Source organism: Chitinophaga sp. 01L420, assembly GCF_056399985.1.
The window spans coordinates 1-22,666 of the sequence record NZ_JBFTSK010000012.1 but is presented as its reverse complement, the minus strand read 5'-3'; the positions used below and the strand labels follow the sequence as shown (position 1 = coordinate 22,666).

Annotated in this window: 12 protein-coding genes and 1 tRNA gene; 2 read left to right on the top strand and 11 right to left on the bottom strand. The window is 40.4% G+C overall.

Annotated elements, in window-relative coordinates; all coding sequences use genetic code 11:
* Positions 1-10: 10 nt before the first annotated feature.
* The 6 genes from AC1DP6_RS13625 to AC1DP6_RS13600 form a co-directional block, all read right to left on the bottom strand.
* Positions 11-3,412, bottom strand: coding sequence for a SusC/RagA family TonB-linked outer membrane protein (locus tag AC1DP6_RS13625; RefSeq protein WP_477055330.1), 3,402 nt, complete (start codon positions 3,410-3,412; stop codon positions 11-13).
* Between the two features lie 347 nt (positions 3,413-3,759).
* Positions 3,760-4,749: a FecR family protein gene (locus AC1DP6_RS13620; protein WP_477055329.1), complete on the bottom strand. Its 990-nt coding sequence runs from the start codon at positions 4,747-4,749 to the stop codon at positions 3,760-3,762.
* A 95-nt stretch (positions 4,750-4,844) separates the two neighbouring features.
* Positions 4,845-5,435 carry an RNA polymerase sigma-70 factor gene (locus tag AC1DP6_RS13615; protein ID WP_477055328.1) on the bottom strand — a complete coding sequence of 197 codons (591 nt, stop codon included), beginning with the start codon at positions 5,433-5,435 and terminating at the stop codon, positions 4,845-4,847.
* A 147-nt stretch (positions 5,436-5,582) separates the two neighbouring features.
* The gene (locus AC1DP6_RS13610; RefSeq protein ID WP_477055327.1) at positions 5,583-6,071 is read right to left on the bottom strand and encodes an N-acetyltransferase family protein; all 489 of its coding nucleotides are present in this window, start codon (positions 6,069-6,071) and stop codon (positions 5,583-5,585) included.
* A gap of 248 nt (positions 6,072-6,319) precedes the next feature.
* A tRNA-Lys gene (locus tag AC1DP6_RS13605) sits at positions 6,320-6,391 on the bottom strand.
* Entirely contained in the window at positions 6,390-7,727 is a 1,338-nt protein-coding gene (locus AC1DP6_RS13600; protein ID WP_477055326.1) for a hypothetical protein, read from the bottom strand. The genes AC1DP6_RS13605 and AC1DP6_RS13600 overlap by 2 nt, the downstream gene beginning before the upstream one ends.
* A gap of 348 nt (positions 7,728-8,075) precedes the next feature.
* On the opposite strand from AC1DP6_RS13600, the gene AC1DP6_RS13595 reads away from it, so the two are divergent.
* The gene (locus AC1DP6_RS13595; RefSeq protein WP_477055325.1) at positions 8,076-8,819 is read left to right on the top strand and encodes a hypothetical protein; all 744 of its coding nucleotides are present in this window, start codon (positions 8,076-8,078) and stop codon (positions 8,817-8,819) included.
* Between the two features lie 1,084 nt (positions 8,820-9,903).
* A complete protein-coding gene (locus AC1DP6_RS13590) occupies positions 9,904-11,352 on the top strand; it encodes an MAC/perforin domain-containing protein (RefSeq protein WP_477055324.1) in 1,449 nt (482 codons plus the stop codon).
* A gap of 612 nt (positions 11,353-11,964) precedes the next feature.
* Here the strand turns inward: AC1DP6_RS13590 and AC1DP6_RS13585 are convergent.
* The 5 genes from AC1DP6_RS13585 to AC1DP6_RS13565 form a co-directional block, all read right to left on the bottom strand.
* On the bottom strand, positions 11,965-13,062 hold the full coding sequence (locus AC1DP6_RS13585) for an Imm5 family immunity protein (protein ID WP_477055323.1): 1,098 nt from the start codon (positions 13,060-13,062) through the stop codon (positions 11,965-11,967).
* A 375-nt stretch (positions 13,063-13,437) separates the two neighbouring features.
* Entirely contained in the window at positions 13,438-13,917 is a 480-nt protein-coding gene (locus AC1DP6_RS13580) for a hypothetical protein (protein ID WP_477055322.1), read from the bottom strand.
* Positions 13,918-14,194: 277 nt separating this feature from the next.
* Positions 14,195-14,560, bottom strand: a complete 366-nt coding sequence (locus AC1DP6_RS13575; RefSeq protein WP_477055321.1) for a hypothetical protein — start codon at positions 14,558-14,560, stop codon at positions 14,195-14,197.
* A gap of 107 nt (positions 14,561-14,667) precedes the next feature.
* The gene (locus AC1DP6_RS13570; RefSeq protein WP_477055320.1) at positions 14,668-19,065 is read right to left on the bottom strand and encodes a DUF6443 domain-containing protein; all 4,398 of its coding nucleotides are present in this window, start codon (positions 19,063-19,065) and stop codon (positions 14,668-14,670) included.
* Between the two features lie 101 nt (positions 19,066-19,166).
* Positions 19,167-22,397: a hypothetical protein gene (locus tag AC1DP6_RS13565; protein ID WP_477055319.1), complete on the bottom strand. Its 3,231-nt coding sequence runs from the start codon at positions 22,395-22,397 to the stop codon at positions 19,167-19,169.
* Positions 22,398-22,666: the final 269 nt, after the last annotated feature.

The following is a 22,666-nucleotide window of genomic DNA, read 5'->3' as shown; positions in this document are numbered from 1 at the left end:
TGATTCAGTTTTATTTGAAATTAGCGCGGATACCAAAATTGAATGAAGTCATGTTAGGATAAGCAGTGCCCCTGCCATCACCCAGTTCCGGGTCCCAGATTTTCCACGGTGAAATGGTAAACAGGTTGGTTCCGTTCACATAAGTGCGTACACTCTTCAATCCGTATCGCTGTAATTTGTCGCTGCTGAAAGTATAGCCTAACTCCGCACTTTTCAAACGGACATAGCCTGCCTTTTTCATCCACCAGGTGCTTGCATAATAGTTGGTGGTAATATCCTGCCGGGTTGACATTCTTGGGTAGAAAGGCCGGCTGTTGGCGTTATCTGGTGTCCAACGGTCCGTTGCTATGGTATATAGGTTGCCGATAGTAGGCCCTTCATAAAAAGGATTAGTAGCATGACCACCGCTATACATAAAATCTACCATCGCCACACCCTGGAAAAACAGGCTCAGATCAAATCCTTTCACTCCTACACTGAAATTGAGTCCGTATACAATACGGGGTACTGAACCATAACCTATCGCCTGCTGATCATAGCTGTTAATGATACCATCTCCATTCAGGTCTTTATATTTAATATCTCCCGGACGTACATCTCCGGCCTGTTTCGGCGATTTTGTGATCTCAGCGGAATCAGCGAACAAGCCAAGTGCTACATAGCCAAAGCGCTGATCAATGGGATGTCCGGTACGGTTCAGCCAGGGATACTGCCATGGTGGTAACCCATCATACACGTCCTTGTTGATATTGAAGTTGAAATTTCCCCTGAAGCCCACCCAATAATTTTTGGAGAATGATTTATTATAATCAAGGGTAACGTCAATGCCTTTGTTCTCGGTGATACCTATATTTCTGTAGGGGATGTTATCACTGGTATAACCAGAGGCATAAGGAATATCATATTGTCTCAGCAGGATACCTGTTCTGCGTTCCTTAAACAATTCCACAATCAGCGACAGGTCATCATRCAATGCTTTTATTTCGATGCCCAGGTTTTGCCGTTTACCTGTTTCCCAGCTCACTTCAGAACCGATCTGATCTTCCTGTAAGCCGCCGTAGCCCGTGGTGTTGCCCGGTACGCCGAAAGTATAGCCAAGACCACCATCGCTCTTTATCCTCGTGAGAAACAGAAACCTTGATCCGGTATTACTGTTGCCGGATAAACCATAAGTATACCGGAGTTTTAAATAACTGAGGACATGACTGATCGGTGCAAAGAAGTTTTCATTCGATACCACCCAGCCAACGCCGTAAGAAGGAAACAAGCCGTATCGTTTGTTGGGCGTAAAGTTTTCGGAACCATTGTAACCGAAATTAACTTCTGCAAAATAACGGTTCTTATAACCATAAGTACCCCTTCCACTCAAACCTCTTATGCGGTATGGTATAGAAGAGATGAGTGTGCCGGCGTCTGCATCAATATAGTCCGACTGGTTATACAATAGCAAACCGGATACATCATGATCACCAAATTTGTTGGCATAGTTCAACGCCGTTTCTGTATAAAAGCGGCGGTTTCCTCCTCTTGCCACATCGAATCCCAGCACATTGGATCCGGGGTCTACAATTTTTGTAAGAAGATTTCCGGCAGAGTCCCGTCCGGTAGCATAGTATGTTTGTACTTCTCTTTTCCTGTTAAGATTATTCCAGCCATAAGCATCAAAGGCAAACATGCTGGTAAATGACAAGCCCTTCAGGATGAAATCGAAATTTTGCCGGAGCCTGATATTGGATCGGATGGTATTACGGTATTCTGTAGCATAACCGGATTGTGTAAGATTGCGATATGGGCTGGGATAGCTACCACCGGGAATTTTAGGCCATTGTCCGTTGGAATACTGCGGCGGTATCAGGTGAGGCGGCACCTGGGTAGCCAGGTCAAAAAGTGCGCCGGTGCCAATGCCCGGATAATTACTGTTAATGATAAAACCGTTTACACCTAATTCAAGCTTGGTTGTTTTGGTAATATTAGCATCTACGTTTGTTGTAAAATTATATCGGTCCAGTTTAATATCTGAATTATATGATTGAACATGATCCCTTTTCAGCAAACCTACTTCCGAATAATAACCAGCGGAAATATAATAGGTCGCAAATTCGGATCCCCCCCGTACATTCAGGTTAGCTCTTCTGCTCTGTCCCCATTTATTAAACAGTACATTGAACCAGTCTACATTAGGGTAGAGATCGGGGTCTTCGCCGGAAGCATGTTGTTGTATCCGCTCTTCTGTATAAAGCGGTGTTCTTCCTCTCATCTGCAAACCTTCATTATACAATCTCATGAAGGTGGGCGCATCCACGAACTTAGGCAACTGTGTAAATTTTGTAATCGCCTGGTTCAGCTCCATATTGATTTGCGGCTTTCCCGGCTTACCTGTTTTGGTATTTACCAGGATTACGCCGTTGGCACCACGGGTACCATATACAGCGGTGGCGGAAGCATCTTTCAGTACGGTGAAGCTGGCGATATCTTCGGGATCCAGGTCATTGATGCTACGATCCGGTACACCGTCTACGATGATGAGTGGGCCGCGCGGACTGGACCCAAAGGTAGAGATACCACGTATCCAGATGTCGGAGCCATCATAGCCTGGTTCACCGCTCCGTTGCACCGCTACGATACCAGCCAACCGTCCTCCCAGTGCATTCGTCAGACTTCTCACCGGTAGCTTCAGTTCTTCCGGTTTTATTGTTGACTGCGCCCCTACGAGGCTGATTTTCTTTTGTGCACCAAATCCTACTACCACCACTTCATTCAGGCCACCTTCTTTTGCGAGCATCTCCACATTGATGTCTACTTTATTTCTCACCGTTATCTGTTGAGATTGATAGCCGATGTAAGAAAACTCAAGTATATCTGTAGGTTCCACATCCAGTTCATAGTAGCCTTTTTCATTGGTGGTAGTACCGGTGGGTGTGCCCACAATCTTCACCGTTACACCCAGCAATGGGGCGCCCAGTTTATCTTTTACCGTACCGGACACCTTCAGCTTTACCGCCGGCTTATGTACGGCAGGAGCAGCGCGGTTTTCTGCCGGCGTGATCACATACTGGGAAGGCCCCATTGGATTGAGAGTGAGATGATGCCCCTGCAATGATTTCTGCAAAAACGGGACTACTTTCTCCGGGTCCATTTGCAATACCTTATCAGGCAGGTAAATATCTTTTGCATACTTTTCGTTGAGTGCAATCCTGAGCTGGTATTTGGTATAAATTTTTTCCAGGGCATCCTTCAGCGGTATCATTTGCGTCCTGCCCGCATCAGGAGGACTGTTTCTGCTGCGTTCCTGGTTGGTTTGTTCCTGGATGCCGGCCATTGCATCCTGCGCAAAGGACGAAGTCGTAGCACTCAGTACAATGCACAGGCCAGCCACTCCCTTCAGGCAATGCCGTAGAGATCCAAATTTCATAACGGAAAAATTTTGGTTAAAGACTACATATTTGGTTAAAGACTACTTCATTAAAATGGTACAGATATCACTGCGTTACGCGTTATCATTGTTATAAATTGTCACTGTAATTATAATATGGTTTCTAAAGATGTATGTATTCAAATAGCCGCTCAGTACTTCGTTGATAAGATAGATACGTAACGTGGTCCTGGTTCGGTTTACATGATAACTATTTCAACCAATAAGGCACATAAAATCACTATACCTGCCCCACCAGGCTGCAATACGTAGGATTTTCAAAACAGGAAAATTCAGATTAAATGATTACCTGACAGGCATTTGACGACACATTGATTTAGTTATACTTATTTTGGTTGAACAATAATCCGGTTACCCTCTTTGCGCACACCTGCTTCCAGCATAGCGCCCAATGATCTGCATAAACTTACTTCATCTGTTATCAGTACTCGTCCACTGATACGGGTATCCCGGAATTTTTCTGGTTGTAATATTTCCATTTCATATCCGTAGTTCGCGCGCAAAAGATCTTTTATTTCATCTATAGATGTGTTCTCAAATTTATAATCTCCATCTTTCCAGGCAGCGTACAACTGCGGGTTTATATGATCCATCTGTATCTGACTATCTACGACCATCCCTCTTTCTCCCGGATGCACCAACAATTCCCGGTTAAAGGCAGTTGCTTTAATCAACCCTGTATTTACTACTACCGCTGTATGACGGTTACTTTCATTTACGGTGAAAGAGGTACCCAGTACTGTCACCGTCATATCCCGCATATGTACCATAAATGGCGTCTCTGCTTTTTTCACTACTTCAAAATAAGCACTGCCTTCCAGCCATATTTCACGTCCGCCCCCTTCTTTTACATCCCGCATTTTCACTAACCCTCCCGGCTTTACCCATATCCGGGTACTGTCTGGCAGCAATACCGTTTGTACGGATCCTTTTTTCGATACCAGCACTATCAAAGGCGTCTGCCGGGAGCCTGCATGCATAAACAGGTAAGTACCGATTCCTCCTGCCAGTATCAGTATCAGGATGGCCGCAGCATACTTCAGCCAGCCAAACTGTTTTACCGGGGACATACGATGATCCACTGCCGATAATCGCGCCATTACCTGCTGCCAGCTTTGATCTGCATCTGCAGCGGTGATCTTTGTTGCCAACTGCTGGTCGAAGATGTCTTTTATCTGAAAATACAATGCCTGATTATCGGGGGAAGCCTTTAACCAGGCAGCCACCAGGGCTGTTTCTTCGGGACTTGCCTGTCCGTCTATGAACTTAATTAAAATCGTATAATCCAAGTCGTTCGTATTGTAGTGTGGTGACATGTCATTTATTTAGACGACAAGAGGATAATTTCTACGTACCCGATTTTATATTTTTTTTCAGGAAGAAGAAAGATGGGCAAAAACGGGACTACAGGCTACAATAAAATAAAAGAGAACAGGTAATTTACCCTACGGACCATTCCTCTCAGCTGCTTAATGGCCTTATATAATTGTGTTTCTACGGTACGGGAAGAGATACCCATGGCAGCGGAGATTTCGCCGGTTTTAAGCCCCTGTAGGTAACGAAGCTTCACCACTTCCCGGCATTTAGGAGGCAATTCCTCTATGGCCCTCCATACGCTGGCCTCCAGGTTGTCCTGCTCCAGCAGGCTTTGCCGGGACCCATCCGGATTAAAATAATCCAGTTCAGCGGCCGTTAGCGCCGGCAAGGCTGCATTCACATAGCGCTGATGCACAGCCTGGTGCTTAATATAATCCAGGCAACTGTTATGAATACTTCGAAACAGATAACTTTTGATATTGGTGGTAATGTGCAGGGACGCACTTTTCCGGTGTACTTGTACAAAAACATCCTGTACGATGTCCTCAGCAGTTTCGCGCAATACATACTTACAGGCATAAGCCAGGAGAACTGCGTAGCACTCTTTAAATACCAGCTCAAGATCGGCAACGGCTGGCTGTAATAACGTGGTGGCTTTATACCCTTCCTCTACAGGCTCCCCCATGGCTTTACAAAAGTGTTTTGAAACAATTCATCCAAGATAATGATAATAATATTAATATACAATACGTAGAACAGGCGCATCAACAATGCAGGGTAAACAGGACATAGCAATAAAAATGTTGCAATTATGCATACGCAAATCCGCCTGTCAGATACCTGCTTTGGTGCTTCGTCTTTCCAGTAGCAGGGTATCACGCCAATGGTCCCCCATTTTACCGATCTTTTCCCGTATGCCTACCTCTCTAAAGCCATTGGATTTGTGGATCTTTATACTGCCGGTATTTTCTGGAAAGATACCAGCCTGAAGTGTCCAAATACCATTTTCTTCGCTCGCCTCTACCAGCTTTTGCATTAAAGCTTTTCCTACCCCTTTCCCATTTGCCTTCAAAGCTACATACACGCTTACCTCTGCTACACCTGCATAAACACATCTGTCGGAGACAGGAGTAAGTGCGGCCCAACCAATCACCTGGTCATTTTCTATTGCCACCATACGACAAATGGTCAGGTGAGATTTATCCCAATCTTCCCAGGACGGAGCAGTAGTTTGAAATGTTGCATTTCCGGTAGAGATACCTTCCTTATAAATTTGGAGGACACTTGCTGCATGATCAGCTGTCATTGAGTAAATGGTCATAGCTTGTAAGTTGATCTTTACATAACAATTTTAAAAACTGCCTGATCTGAATAATTTAAGAGAACGATATCTTTTATTGCCTTGCTCTTAATACGTGCCCAGGAGGCATCTCACTAAATTAAAAAAATCAGCTATCCGGTTGATTTTTCTCTTTTCCTGATACTACACGTGACGGTGCTGGTTTCGTTGGTGACGATATGGATAAATACAATCAGGTACCCGGCTATCTGCTGAGTACCTGATCGTTGAAACGGAGGCAGGGCTCGAACCTGCGTCTATCCGGATAAGTGCCGGAAGCTCTACCACTGAACTACTCCGTTAGTTATGTTCAGGAAACAACGGCTTAGTGTCTTTCCCTGAAAAGTATTTATGCTGTTTTAATATTTTTGCAAGATAGGGATTTGAAACGGTGACACCATGTACCAGTTCTGGTGTAGGTCGGAAAGGCACTACTCCATGGGCTCTTGGTGCTATCCAGCCGGATTTTTCCGGATCGAGTCCCGCTGCTTTGCAGGCTTCCAACACCATAGCAAGGTTGCAGTTTGCTTTTCCCGAAAACACTTCCCAGGGAAGCGGCAGCGTATTCCACACAGGAAGGTTTGGATCTCCGGTACTACCTGTTGATTGATGCCAGGCAGCCACATCTCCCGCTATCAGCCGCATCGCTTTTCCGAAACACATCTCCTCCAGCACAAATTCCATTCCCAGCGCATAGATCAGGCTCATCCAGTTGTCTCTTGCCTTATTCCAGGCATTGGCGGTATTGTTCCAGGTAGTAGAATCATTCCCCAGCCGAACCGTCATGGTGGCACGGTTAAAATCATTCTGTGCCCAAAGTTCTCCTAAAAAAACGGCTACCTGCTCCAGCAGGGAAGTCCACTTGCCAAGTAATGCACCCTGCTGCTCACCGGATAACTTATCCAATACCTCCGGGCTCGCATATACCTGCGCTATTGCCCACCAATTGGTAGTCTTCTCACCCCGCAGGCAACGCTGAAAAAGCATATCAGCAATTTCATCGTAAGGCCGTTGTTGTCCACTCACCGTAAATTCGCTACGGAGATTACAACGGGCAGTATAATAGGCGATGAAACAAGCGCTGTTTACATCCGCCATAAAATCTTCTTTTGAAATATCTTCCGCAAAAGCATGCTTACCTGCCCGTTGGAAAAAACTTTTTTTCCGTTCCCTGATCAGGGTATTCAACTTCTTTTCCAGGAAGCGCAGGCAACGAAACAGTTTATTGTACTGACGTCTGGAAATATCAAGGCCGGCAGCCGCTCTTTCCTCACGATTCAGCCGATCCGTTTTATAATCATTAAATCCGGGGTTCTTATGTATCAATGGACTAACGATGGCTATAAACGCCACGACTACGTCCGGATCATCATAGGCATCTGCCCCGGGTGTAATGTCCTGTTTAAACAATTCGATCGCTTTACGCACCTGCTTTTCCGCACCTATTACTTTTGCAAACTGTTCCAGCATAGCCGTGTACTTCCACACCGTATTGCGTAAGGCTGTTGCCACCGCTTTTTGCAATATCTCCGCTTCAGCTGCGTTCAAACGGGAACCCAGCACATCCTGTATCAGGGCGGCTACGTCTTCCGGTCTTTTCCGCAGATGAATTGTTTCATATAGTGCTTCCAGTGTCAAGGCAAATAGTTGTTTAATCGTAAGTTAAAAAAAATGTATGTACCTCTTTATTTTTTCTACCAGCAAATAATAAATGCTGCGATACAAAGATGCATACCCTACTGCGCAACTGACCTGCGCAGTATATTTTATTTTTAAAAAGGAGGAATTTTTTATTTTACCTCAGCATAACAGGAATCAAGTTGAAACTAAATGCCCATACACTCGCGTTTGTCATTCTCAAATCCCTACTACACTAGCTTTGAATATTATACAATACACCATACACTCCCTTTAGATAATCTTCAATCTGCCCAAAAACTGGTTCCCCGGATTATGTTATATTTATAGTAATCAAAATAATCTTCCATGGCAAAACAAATGTCTATCATTCCCTTTACGGGAAAACTCGGCCCTCTCATTGGGTATAAGCGCAATGGCAGCTACTTCCTGCGCAGCATGCCTCAAAGCGTGCAGCAAACGGCTGCTACCCGCCGCGCATCCCGGCGCTTTGGCATCGCCAGCAGGAAAGGCGCTTTTATCCGTCATGCTTTCTACAGCAACCTGGATATCCATTGTGATGGCGGCCACATCAATCGCCTAAACAGGCTGCTCATTGCTGCCGGCGATCATCACGCGGCCCTAACCGGCTTCCGCTTCAATCAGTATACCGGAGTAGATCGTTTCTTTCCGGTGGCTCCCCGCCTCTTGAGTAACGGGATATTAAATATTCCAGCACAAACCATCGCCGGGCATAAAGGTATTGCCGCACTGGAAGTAAAAGTGATCGCAACGCGTATTGATTTTACATCACGTCAGGTGGCGGGCACCGAAACGGTGACGCTAATGATAGCCCCGGATACCACTTTCCAGGAAACAAATGTTTCACTGGACGTACCCGGGCAGGGCTCACTGGTAGTCGTTTTCCAGGTAAGAGCCATGCACAAAGATGGCCCATCCGGCAACAGAAAATATATGGCTGCCGATATCATTGCGGTGGCAGCGCCACAAATACCCAAATATGCTCATAAACGTACCTACCCCAAACGGACGAAATTGCTTCCCAAACTTACCTATACACACGCATATCCAGCTGTCATTCAACTGGAATAAAGCCATCTTGCCCCCGGAGATATTTTGATAAATAACCCCTTTATACCTGCTTTCTTTCAATAGTACATCTCTTTCCGCAGCTACAGCATAGCACTGAAGCAGCCCTGCTATGGCCACTTCTCACCTCTATCCATTTGCTGAATCAATTTCATCCCGGTTACACATCCGGACGTCCCTCCCGCATCAAGTCCACCTCTACTGCACTGCTTCTATAGGTGCTAAGCATAACCTCGGGATAGTCTACATAATGAAAAGGTAAAGAATGCTCTAAAGGAATATATCACTGGAACGGTGCCACTGCAAACCGTTTACAAGCCTACCGATAAAGCAGCAGCACTGATTGAAATATTACGGCAACTACATTTATGGGGAAAGAAAAAATATGCCGGAATATTACCAGATGGTTAATCCTTTTTATTCACTTATCTGATTCATTTCCACATGGCTGTTCATTTAACTTATGAGCCTAACGATAAATACACAATGCATATTATTTAACGGCAAGTAAAGAATTTGAATTTGTGCCACAACCTGTGGCACAATTACCCTAGTCTTATCATTTGAACAAACCGATAGGGATAAGCTCTTTTGAACTTTCAGAAATTATTCCTGACAACCTCGCACTCCTATCTTCTTTTTTTGGGAGTGTTTTGTGAAGTCTACGCTTGATAATGCCGAGCGTTTATTGCTAAATGTGATACTGCTGAAATTATGTATTAGTTGATAGCCTGGCTCAATCAACTGTAGAAGAATATTTTAAGTGCAGATCACTAGTGCAATATCGAAGCAGGGAAAGATTTTAAATTGGAGAAATTCTATTGTACAATATAAAAATGCCTTATTCTAAAACTGCTGTACCATGCTACTAATCCTATAAGCCATCAAAACCATTCATTAATTAGAATTACTTATTCTATTCGTAATCCGGAATATTATCACCCCTGAATATTAAACAGGCATAACCAGTTTATGCCTCATAGTACCGAATATAAAAAGGGCTTTGATTATTTCCCTGATTAAATAAGTACCAAAGTTTTCTATCTATTTTTTTCAACCGATATCCATTAACCCACAAATAAAGTGTATGAAAAGAAATGTTCAGTTGTTTTTTAGTATAATGATTCTTCACCTGCTGTTTGCAACAGCATGTACAAAGAAAGAATTAGCTCATGCAGATGCCGTAAAGGATTTGACCGATACGAAAAATTTCCAATTACGCATTGGTGGTGATGGAGCATATGATGTTCTTGGTCATGGATATGATGTAACAGGCGAGTATGCAAATGCCTCCTCTGCCGGTTTCGCTGTGCTCGATATCCAAAAGATTAAAAATGAGAACCCAACAATACTGATAAGTGAAAATGCTCGCACGCAGGAGTATTTGGAAGAATATGCAGAAGATGGTGTACAATATTCTTCAAAAATATCGAACAAGGTGACAGTGACGACAGGCTTCTCTGTATTCAGTGCTTCAATTAGCAATTTTTTTAGCTCCTCTGAATCTTTTAATTCAAAATATATTTATGGGAGCTATAATTTAACAATTAAGCAAAAGAGAGTGCGATTAAATGCCATTAACGATACACTGATTAACTATCTTTCAGCCAATTTTAAGTCGGCATTGCAAACAATGACAGCGCAGCAATTGGTTGCAAATTATGGAACACATTTGTTACTTGATATATACACAGGTGCTAAGATGGAGATAATATACCAATCAGAGACAACTAACCAGAGCCGCGAAACGGCAGCAAGGGCCGGTATAAAAGCAGGTGTCAGCACGATATTCGGAATTGATATCAGTAATGACATTGATAAAAATGAAGCAAGGCAGAATTTTTCAAAAAAGCTTTCCTACAGAACCAGAGGCGGGGACCCGACTATAGGATTAGTAGGTGAAATAAATCTCGATCAGAATACGCCGAAAATAAATATTGCAAATTGGCAAAGCAGTGCGACTCCTGCTAATTCAGTTTTAGTTGATTTTGGCCCAAATGGTCTTGTACTTCTTTATGATTTAATAAAGGATATAAATAAAAGGGCAGAGGTGAAGAGTTATGTCGACAAATACATTAGCGATCATCAGGCAAAGCTTATTTATCAAAGAGTTCCTATCGTTTCATACGTAGCCCAGGGCACAGGAGGACATTATTTTACGCCTTTGAATGTTCCTCAGATTTCCGGCCCCGGATATGTATTTAACAGAGAGGGGGTGGCCTTTTATGCTCACAACCGGCCAGTTCCGGGAGGAGTTCCTATATATGTATACAGAAGTCTTACTTCTGATGATCACTACTACACCACGCTGAATGTTCCTCAGATTTCCGGCCCTGGATATTTATACAGCAGAGAAGGAGTTATTTTTTACGCTTATGGTACCCCTTCTATTGGAACAGTTCCGCTTTATTCCTACCAGGAGGTTAGTTCAGGCCAACATTATTTGTCAACAGATAATATACCGCAGATTATTGGCCCTGGTTATGTTTTTAATAATGAAGGTGTTTTATTTCATGTTTTCAAAACAGGAAATTAAGCGCTTTGCGAAAGCCATTTACACGTAAACTGTTTTAAATTCTCCCTTAAAAACTGGAGGACCTTCCTGACGCGATCTTGTAAGTAATTTAAATGGGGGAGCATTAAAAGACTGGTACTAAATTATACAGCTAACGTCAACGCTCTCTTTCGATATCGAACCCCAAGGATAAACGAAGTTATCCGTATTATATCTGGGTTGGATAAGGCTTTCAGCGAAAAAGAAAATGGGACAAGCGTAGATATTTCTAGCTTGTCCCATTCAGTGATCCCCTTGGGATTTCCGGTGTGAAATTCATCTTTACAGATGATGACACAAGACTACAATAACTCTATGGTTTTCAATATTCTATAACTCCTTATAGGCGTTAAGGGAATTACCTTTACAAGAGCCGACATAGTTTTTATAGAGTAAATTATAGAGTATGATGTTACCCATTAAGCCCGTATGCACCAAAAGGATGTGTGCAAAGACGGCACCAGCATTATTTTTCTTCAGTACTGTTATTCCATTGACAAACGCACCTTACTAAACACCAGAATATCCATTCCGCCGGGATTCTGGAACCGCAAAAAGCTACGCATTGACGATAGCCTACCCGCCCGTTACTCCTCAAAGGGAACGATACTGCAATCCTTTGTTTTCTATTATATCCCGCCACCATTGCGGTGTGAAACCCTGCAATCTCGGATATTTTCTAAATTCCTCGATAAATGGTTCAAGAGTAGGTTCTTTATCTGAGAAAATTTTAGGATTGTCAAAATTGTATTCTACCTTGTATGTTTGATCTGGATAGATTATTAACAAGTAGCTAAACCATGTGCCTTCATTCGGACTCTGCTCATAAATATGCTTTTTAACTTTATTCATGAGTTTTACCGCAGATTGATCGCCATCATACAAATAGTAGGTCAACTCAAATCTGTTCCTTTCATTTTCGTTACTAAAATAAAACCCTTTCATCCCCATGCCGCCAATATCTTGCCCTTCTATCTCAATTCTTGTCCAGCCAGATCCTGCTTTTGATCCTTTCAGGTCTTGCAGAACCAAATCAACAACTTCCTTTATTTTAGTATAAAGGAAAAAATCACTATAATCTTTACTTCTTATTATAGAAGTGCTTTCCAAAATTCCCCCTTTAATTTCACTATCGACAATTCTATCAGGTGAATTGTCGATTTTAAGGGCAGTCTCCAAATAATAATCCCAAAATTCAATTCGCTTTTGGATGCTTCCCTCATTTAGAAATGGACTTCCACCTGAATAAGCATTGGAAGCGAAAAAGTCGGCATTCCAATCTTCCCAATCAAATATATTGTCATCCTGACCTTCATATTCTTCAATATTCAATATACCTGCAGAACCGGTATCCAGGCTGCGACACAGGGACAAACACGCCAGGGCCAGGTCTGACAATGGCCGCCTATCTATACTTTCGATATAGTTCTTATTTTGCTCATAGATCAATCCAAAATCATTTATCCCTTTTTTATACAAAGTACTCTCGGTTTTCTTTAGAATACCCCAAAGTTGATTGTCATTGATATGCAACTCAGTAAAAGCAAATTTGCAACATGCGAGAAATATTTTGTTTATCTTTTCTGGGTCTTTAATTTCCCCCGCAATCTGGACCCTTTTTGTCAAGGGTAAATGCCCATTTGGATAAGTACTTAGATTTATTCGTTCTTGCTCAATGATATTCGATAGCATTGTTTTAAAGTTTATACAAAAAAAATAAGGAAAGTTGTAGCTTAAATAGTTATCTGGATTAGCACTTTCGAAATCCGTTAATCAAACGCAATACAGTATAGCATTTAAGGCCAGCGACGGTTAGCGCAATTTAATATTTATATTGCTAACCGCGAGGCTCACTTTTCTACCCTTACTTATCTTTTCACAACTTTACCACTAAAAACAAAAAAACCTTGTAGAATCAGCTTCTACAAGGTTTCAAAGCAGCATCCAATTCAACTACCCTGCCTTTATCTTCACATATATACCGGCAGCAGTCATAAAAACTCCTGCTGGTAATCACTTTGCTAATCATTTGTCAGCCAGTATCGGACTGGCTACTTATGCTATAACCTAATTCCTAAGATTCGTTGGCTCCACTTCTTTAATTCTTACTATATCACTTTTCCTCGTTGGCGTAATTGACATTATTTCTCTGTCATGATATATCTTATATATAAGATCGATATCTTTATTTAAGAATGTGTACTTTATATTCACTTCCTGCGAGTTCCTTGTTATTTTTTTCAACCGCCACCCCTCGCCCCAGAAATATCTAATATTCACAGGGATCAGCTTTACCGATTCATCCACTTGTATTGACTGCCCATTCTGTAATATATTTTTTATAATTGTCTGATCTATTGCCAGCTCCTTTAAATACTCAAGGTGTGCCTCTCCATTATTTAGTTTGTAACCATCTGAATGATTCTTCGCTAAAAACCTATTATCAATAGTGTCCTTCCAAGGGAAAAATAATGCCTCCTCATCCTGATAATAAAAAACGATATACCCTTTTTGATTGCGGATTACATCCTTTTGGGGAACAAGCAAGGCCCGATTACAGGACATRCAAAAAAAGAGCAATCAGGAGATTAAATATATTTTCATAATGATCTATTCCACAAAATGGTTTAAGATAAAATTATTTCCCTATTGTTGTCCGGCTCGAAGATCCTTACCCCACTTATTCCAATGTATTTAGTGGATAATGGGTGTGGGAAAACTGATCTGTTCACTATATCATTAGGCCCTACCGCTTTTTTTGCTTCTGCAGTTTTATACCAGTAACTGAGTTATGTATAGGAATTTACTTTTGCCAAAAGGAACGCTAGAAAACGCTCAATTTCACGTGGGCCAATAGCCATAAAATAGTCATAAATAGTATCGGAGAAAGGAGCAGCAGCACAACTACAAAAATATTACCTACGACTTTTTGAGTACGGGTTTCCTGATTAAATAGGGCTAATGCTTCTCTAAATTTCTTTTTAGTCAATCCTTTTTTTGTCATTAAATAGATACCAAAACAATAGAGTAATAACAAAGGTAAATATACTATCTCCGAAAGCCTTCGGGCAAATAAAGCCACAATATACAATGCAAGCGGTAATGCTAAAAACAAATTTACAACCGAAAGATATAGCAGAGCTGTATCAGCAGCACCTTTCCGCCTTATCTTACGACAGACTTTGTACATATGAATATATAAGTATCTAGAAAAAAGATGCATATTGTATATAATAAGAATGCAAAAATAGTTTTTTTCATGAAACTATCTTTTTGTCAAAAATTCCTTGATACCTGTCACTGAAGCCGAATCAGAGGTTCCGCCGGTGCAGATATTAATTCAGTATCATCAATTCCTATTGCAGCTTTCAGCGGATCTAAAGCTCCAGCAGCATCCAATAAACCATATATTGCAAAGCCCCCTACTAATACTGGGTTTGTAAGAACTACAACTGATAAAACAACTGTCACCGTAGCATCAAAGACATCCTTGCGGCTAAGCCCCTCTCCTTTGACAAAATATTTGTTTCCCAGATTTAAGCCAGTAAGTGCAATCCCGGCCCATCCCAATCCTTTTGCCGTTTTATTTATGCCTTTAAGGCTTTCTCCAAGATTATATAAAGCTCTTTTATTACCTGCGGCTGCTTTTAGCTGATTTAAAAGGTGCGCCTGTGTTATCCCTACAAAGGTAGATGCACCGGCCAATGAATAATTTATCCAATCCTGAGCTGTGGTTTCACCATTAACGATACTGCTGTAATAAGTATAATGATAATCATAGCTGTTCGATTTGCCAACAGATACTTGCTGGAGAGACCCTCCATACATTCCTCCACCTACCCAACCGTTTGTTCCATAATTATAATATGCTTCACCACCATTTGGCATGGGTATTACATATACATCGCCCGGCTGCGGATTAGTAGGTACCGGTCCCCTTGACGTATCCAGGCCCAATGGATCACTATATAGCAGCGGATTATTAAGTGCAAAATTATAAGGATTATTATCCGGGTGAATTTCAGCTAAAGGATCCAATTGTAAGAAGCGTCCCAATTGATGATCATAAGATCTGGCATTAAAATCATACAAATCAAGCCCCCCACCAGATTTAAATTCCTCCGACTGAATTTCATTGCCATTATATTTTAAACGATTCTCGGAATAATTTTCCCCTTTCATAGCATTTCTGCTGATTCCTGCCATCACTAAGCCAAATGGATAAAAATGCGTTTCTTCCAATAGTGGCCCTCCTGCATGTGTTACCACTATATTATCAAAATAGATATCTCTTTTTTCTTCATTAGTAGTGTATACATAAAAGAACCCAGATTTCTTTATTATTATATCCCCTGAGCCTAATACCTGAATTTGATCAGGAACTGCCTTTACCTGTTTTACAGCTGAATTATCATCTACCAAGTTAAATTGATCATCAAACAATACATAATTCAGATATGATTTTAGATTATTGATTTGATTTTGTGATTGATCCTTGTCCTTCAGATGTTGGTAGGTATCGTTTGTGAAATTAGTTGCAAAGGAAGATGCCCCTTCTGTGAGTCCTCCATGTATACCTCCCGAGTTATTATCTCCATTGAAGACCTGAAGAAGAGATGCCAACATCTCTGGTTGTGTAACTGTCCCATTAACCGGTGCATTTGATTTATAAAATGCCTGAGTACTCACTTTCAAAGTGTCTCCAGCCATAACGCGAAGTACCAGAGAAGGGCCCACTTTTGCTCCATTATCCGCATTTAATTTGGAAACAAAGGCATTTGTTGATGTGGTACCCGTATTAGGATATCCTATGGGCAATGGAGTTCTTGTTTTATCTACATTATCAAATAATACATTTTCTTTCGCTGCCGAGGCTGATTCCATGGTTGCTACATAAGAACTTATTTCACTATTTTCGGTAAGAACTACCCTCACATTACCCAAGTGATCTTTCTCAAAATAATCATACGCAAATGCGGGCGGCAGTCCTGTTTTATATATAAGTCTAACCCTGCCCTCCTCGTGTCCAAAATATTGTAACGTGTCTTGCTGGTATGTRAATCCACTCATGTAGTCAGTTACTGTAACCTTTCCATTAGGAATTGTATTATCGGTTACAATTTTCTTTAATTTGGTTCCACTTGCATCATACAAGTAAGAGATAGTCCCTTTATCCTTAATCGAAATTGTCTGGGGTAAATTCAGGTAATTATATACAATACTAGTTATATCCCTATTCTTATCCTTGTTTACATTTCCATCGGCATCATAGCCATAGCTATCCATGCTTTCAATAGCACCTTTAAAATCCCCTAATCTGCTTTTAACAGGGCTCTTATCTACTACGCTATCCAGTCTATTAGTCATTCCCTTATAGGTATAAAGCAGCTTATCCATCTGAACTTTAGATATACCATCCATCCCATTTTGGTTCATTGTTAAAATGTTCCCATTCTCATCATAAGTGAGGTTATCAACAGAAAAATCATTTTTATCAACTCCCCAGGTAGTCCCAGTACTATTCTGTTCTGAAAAATCTGCTTTCAATAAGCGATTTACAGCATCATAGTCATAACCATAAGCTCGGGCTACACCATCACTTTTGCCTTTCCATTTTATACCGGAAACATTCCCATTATACTGATTTTTCAAGAAGCCATTATCATAATCCAGTTCCTGCCCAAACCAATTCTCTCCACCCGTGTTTACAAAATTCTTATTAATACCAGATAACCATCCCCGTACGTTATATTCATAGGTTAGCGCGTCTAATGCACTGTTGTTAACTACATTGAGCTTTTTAATCTTCAAACGACCAAGCTCATCATATTCATTATCAGCTACGGTGCGCTCTGTATTTACGTCGCCATTCAGCCGCTTAATTATTCTCTTAACCCTCCCCATGGGGTCATAAGTCATTTTTGTCAGAATTCTGATATCAGGAACTACAACACTTCTCAGATTTCTATGCCGCATATAATTGCTAAGAATGCTTCCATTGAAGTTGTATAAGTTTGTTGAAATATCCTTCCCACCTGTTATATTCTCCGTAATTACCTGTATAGGCCGACCTTTATTATCATAATAAACAGTACCTGATATCCATTGATTCGTGCCGACAACACGCAACTTTCCACCTGTAACAAGACCGTTTGTCATATTACTGAAAGTGGAAGGTTTTTCTGCATATGGATCATCCGAGGAAGGCTCCTTCAAATCATCAATAAAGCATGGATTTGCTCCCGTAAAATTATAATTATCATAGAAATCATAGGTTAAGGGAATTAACTTTCCTTGATCAAGATTGGGCAATGGATTGTTAACATTTAATGTTATTTTCCCATTATTACTATTAGGCTTTATTTCAGCATTCATTTCCGCATTAGCACCCGTCTCAAATCCATTCTCAAATGTAATGCTATTGGTGGCATTATATTCCTGTCTCCCATCATGGGAAGATACTACCAGATCTGCCACGGCAGGGAAAGTATACTCAATAGTTCCGACGCTAACCGCAGAAGTATTCATGCTTTTTTGTAAACTATCTCTACCCAATGTCGACCCATACAATCCTGTCATTATTTTACGATTTATCGCATCGTAAAATATTACCATCCATTGCTGTTCCTTATTTCTTAAATTACCGTCACGATAGAATACAAGCCGGTCACGTTTGTCATACACTAACTCTGTTGAATCTGCACCTGGCAGCTTTTTCATGACCATCCTTTCCCTGTTATCATAACGATAAAAATAGCATAACCCGTCGGCAACTCCGCTCGTAATTGACCAATTGGTTTTAATTAGATTTACTGCCTTAGGTGGAATAACTGCGCACAGATTACCTACTTTATCATATACATAGTAGGTACATAACCAGCTATCATGTCCATCGGGAGCATTTTTTATCATTGCAGTTTTCTTCAAAATCAATTTGCCATCCAGATCTTTAAATTCAATTTTATCATTTCCATTCTCATCTTTTACTAAATTTTTAAACAATTTATTTACCGCATAACTCTGTGTGCTAACCGGAATAATGCTATTTCCTGTCATAGTCCACATCCGTACATTATCCGCAGCAGTATTTGATAAATACTCATATCCATGAGGCCTGTTCCCACCATTACGCGCCCAGTTATTACCCGCTTCGTATGTTTTTAGTATGCGATTCAATGGAGAAGCATCATAGGCTATTTCCCTATAATAAATATTCTCGCCTATAACACCAGGGTTTAATGTCTGAGACTGATAGAAGGAAGTTTGATTGTTAAACGGATCTGATTTGAATTTTCCATTATTAAGGCCTTGTGAGGCATACGGAAGATACTGGTACTGTTCTCTACCAAAATCGTCATAAACGATAGGTTTAATCAAGTCATTTCCACTTCCGCTTGCTCCTTTATTCACGACTTGTAAAGATCTCCCTAATCCATCAATGTACTCTGTAGTCTGTTGAACCTCGTTTATGCCACGCGCCGGATCAGTTACAACATTAGGATCCGCTATTGGAATAGATGGCAACCATGTACGGACGTAATTTATAATGGTAGTATTATAAGCGGCGGGATTGGAAGTTCCTTGTGCCACCGGTCGTGTATTTCCGGTTGGCTTATTCTGCCCTTTCAAGAAGCTAATGTTCGCAAATAATAATAAGCCAACAAAAACCGGTCTTGCACAAATATAGATTTTCATATTCTTGAGTGATAGAATGTTAATCATTAAAAGGCAGGGTACAGTTCTCCTGCAAACTGAGCAATGGAGGTTTGAATGATCCTTTTTTAACAGCAGGAAACCTATTGCGTTATTGGTTGTTTATATTGATAACTGTATTGTCTTAAGATTTTTTTATCGTTGTCTCTGATAAGCTTTAAACGTCCAAAATCGTCGTATTCATAATAGGTTACTTTACCTTTAGAATCAGTTTCACTTGTAATACCTATCGACGGCCTAAACGTATAAGTAATGACACTTGTACCAGGGCTAACCAGCCCTGAGCGTATTTTGGCTATTTCGTCCCTTAATTGTTGATCTGAACCAGGGTTGTTTAAAATATTCTGATTCACAAAGTTCTTAACTGTATTGTAGTCACTTCCCGTAATTTTAGCTACCGGATATTGATTATTGTATCCCCACAAATAGACATCATGTGTATCCAATGATTTGGCCTGTTCCTGAATATTTCCGCTGCTATCATACTTCAGGTACGAAAACCTTTCTTCCAGTATTCCTTGTCGTAGAATAAAAATCTTCTCAGGTGCGACAATATTGTTTCCCCAGTTTCTGAAGTAAATATTTTTTGAACTTAAAAGTTCTGTACCATTATAGTCTTCTTCCATTAGTACCGGATCATTGATGTTCTTGCCTATCAATTCATTCACTGCAGCTGCATTTGATGCAGGTAGCTTAGAGCGATCAATGTCTAAAGGGTATTTTTTCACTTTAATAATGCGCTCATTCCTGCTATTTATACTTTCTATTTTAGTGGGTAATAAATGTGACAAATTATCGTATGAAAATGTTTGCGTTGTACTGATTCCATTCATCCCATTGTTATCAAATACTGTGTTAGTAAAAGATTCAATATATATACGTTTGCAGTATATATAATTCCGCATTACATCAAACGCAATAAATTCATCATACGAAGGAGGAGTAGACATACATTTTGAATCATATCTTTTAGCTACTGTATAACCAGAATAGAGCTCAAAAAGTCTTGAATCTTCATTGTATTTTGTCTCTTCTTTTTTTACCGATATAAAGCTATTATTTCTTTTTATAAAATAATGCTGCAGCGTTTCTTTACCATTCATGTAACCACTATTTGTTAGAGTGGCCCCTAAAATCTCGGATCCCACTTTTATCTCTCCCGGGCTATCGGGTGAAACTTCGAATCTGTGCTCAATACCACCATTTTCGAAATTCTCACCAAATGATTCAATTACGCTATTATAGCTGATGTTGCTACCGGAAAAGTTGTACAAATTAATCAGAGAAGAAGATGACAATTGCATATACTGACAAACCCCAGTACATTGAATACCGCAGTCAACACCCACCTTAAAAGGAGCCAGATACTTTGGCGCGAATAAATAATATCCACTCGAACGGGTAAAATCAGCAAGCGAGGCATAATAAAATTTCTTAACTGTTGCTTTCCCTGCAATTGGATCTCTGGTATATACTTTATCCAACACCACTCCGCCAGTTAACTTATTGGTTCTAATTATACTAGTGTCAGGTCTGGTGTAATGGAGTAAAATTTGTCCGTTCGAATATTGTCCATATGATGTTATCTTCAATATATATTTTGACTTAGCATCGAGGCTTACACCTGAGGTAACAGTAGGATTATCCTTATTCATAGTATCATAAAACAACTCCGCTCCATCTGATAACCGAATAAAACTARCCATTGACTGCGCATGAAAATCTTCATCTTCCGGGTTCCCGCTAAAATAGTAGCTGGCACCTACCATTCCATCCTGTGAATTCTCAATATAAATGGTATCAGAATAAGCTGTAATGGGGGTACTAAAACCAGAACCAACTGTAGCTGCACTGGTTACAAGTGGTTTTGGAGGAGATTGTTTTTCTGTATATACGGTGGCACCAGTATATAAGAGCGAATCATATCCTCCTGTAGGATATGTTATTTTAGAAAGCATTCCTTTTGCAGTCAACGAGGGATCTGGCTCACGGTTGGCAGCAGCATCAGGAAACAGATTTCGATACTGACCTTCCACTGGAGGTAAAAGTGACTGATTACCACTTCCGTTAAAATATCCAAAATGGTCTTGTGAATAAGATAGCCGAGCTGCAACTCCATTTATGTCATTGTAATCAAATGAATGTACTAATTCATTCAGCTTCAATTTATCCCACTCTGAAACCTTTGTAAGAAATGGTCTCAGAAGCAACGTAGAATCCTGGAAGCTATACACATTAGCGATAGGAGCCTTTGCATATGTATACTGGAACTTGAAACTTTTAAATGGTTTATTCAGATCATCCGGTAAATATATTAAGATACTATCTTGCAAATAATCGTATGGTAAATCCCGCCTTCCTGTATAGGTGAATCGCATCTGCAAATTATTCGAAGTTTTGATCTGGCTTAAATAAATGCTGTTTATAGTTGCTAAAGATTTACATTCAGAAGATGGTACCTCCGGACATTGAGTAAAACATGGACTTCCAATATTTACTTTCCTAGTTAGTGTTTGAGTAATCCCGATTGCGTAGTTATAAACAGTACATGGTTTATAGGTAAACTCAATTGAATCACCATTTGGGTGCTTTATTTTTGTCAGGTACCAGGCGGTTGTAACAAAATCATTATAATTTTTAGCACAGGATTCTGTTCCTATTGAGTTATTTTTTGATGACTCAGTAGCATTTGAACCCCCAAAATAATAAGCAGTACCATTAGGTTCTGTTATCTTAAATATACTGCCATTACTAAGGCTTTCTATTTTGATAGTCGTTTTTTGCAACTGTACTACATTACTTCCATTCAAGATAAACCTACCTCTATTCCCATTAAAGTTATAGGAGAAAAAATCAGGCGCAACATCCCATCCGTCATTATTAGCATTGCTGGCAGTACTCAGATAGTTAAGCAATTCGTTATTTAACTGAGTAAAATCATTAGGGATATTGAGTTTATTACTTTTTTCATCCGGATCATCTTTTACATTACGGGTAATTACTCCACTTCCGTTTAGTACCCATGTCATCCCTGTTCTTGTCGCAATTTCATCTACCCTAATGCCATTCGAGGCATAAGTTAGCTGTATCGGATATTTAATATTTTTAGTTTCTATATTATAAATCGGAACTTCAAGCATTGGTGTCCCAGTATTTAGTCCAACATTAATACCTCCATATTTAGTCATAGCAAAAGACTGTGGCGAAGGGGGCAATACTTCCGGTAATTTTCCTGCGTCATGCTGAGCATTGCCGGTCTGCGCTATAAGTATAGGCAGGCATAGAGATAAAATAAATAATACTTTCTTTCTCATCAGAGAGGTTACTACTTTATTAATGATTAACAAACAACAAATACCGGTATAGTGTAAAATTCATAGATCCCCATGATAACTTAGGCCTTAAATTTATCTAGACTGCTAGTAGTACAAATAGCCCTTCCATTATCCGAAAAGTAGATTAATTTTATATTCTATAGGGTATATAGGTTATTTCACGCAATAGTACTAAAGTAAAATTGAATCCACAAATCTAGTTTAAAATAAACATTACCTTCATGTCAAAAAGTAAATAGAATACCCTT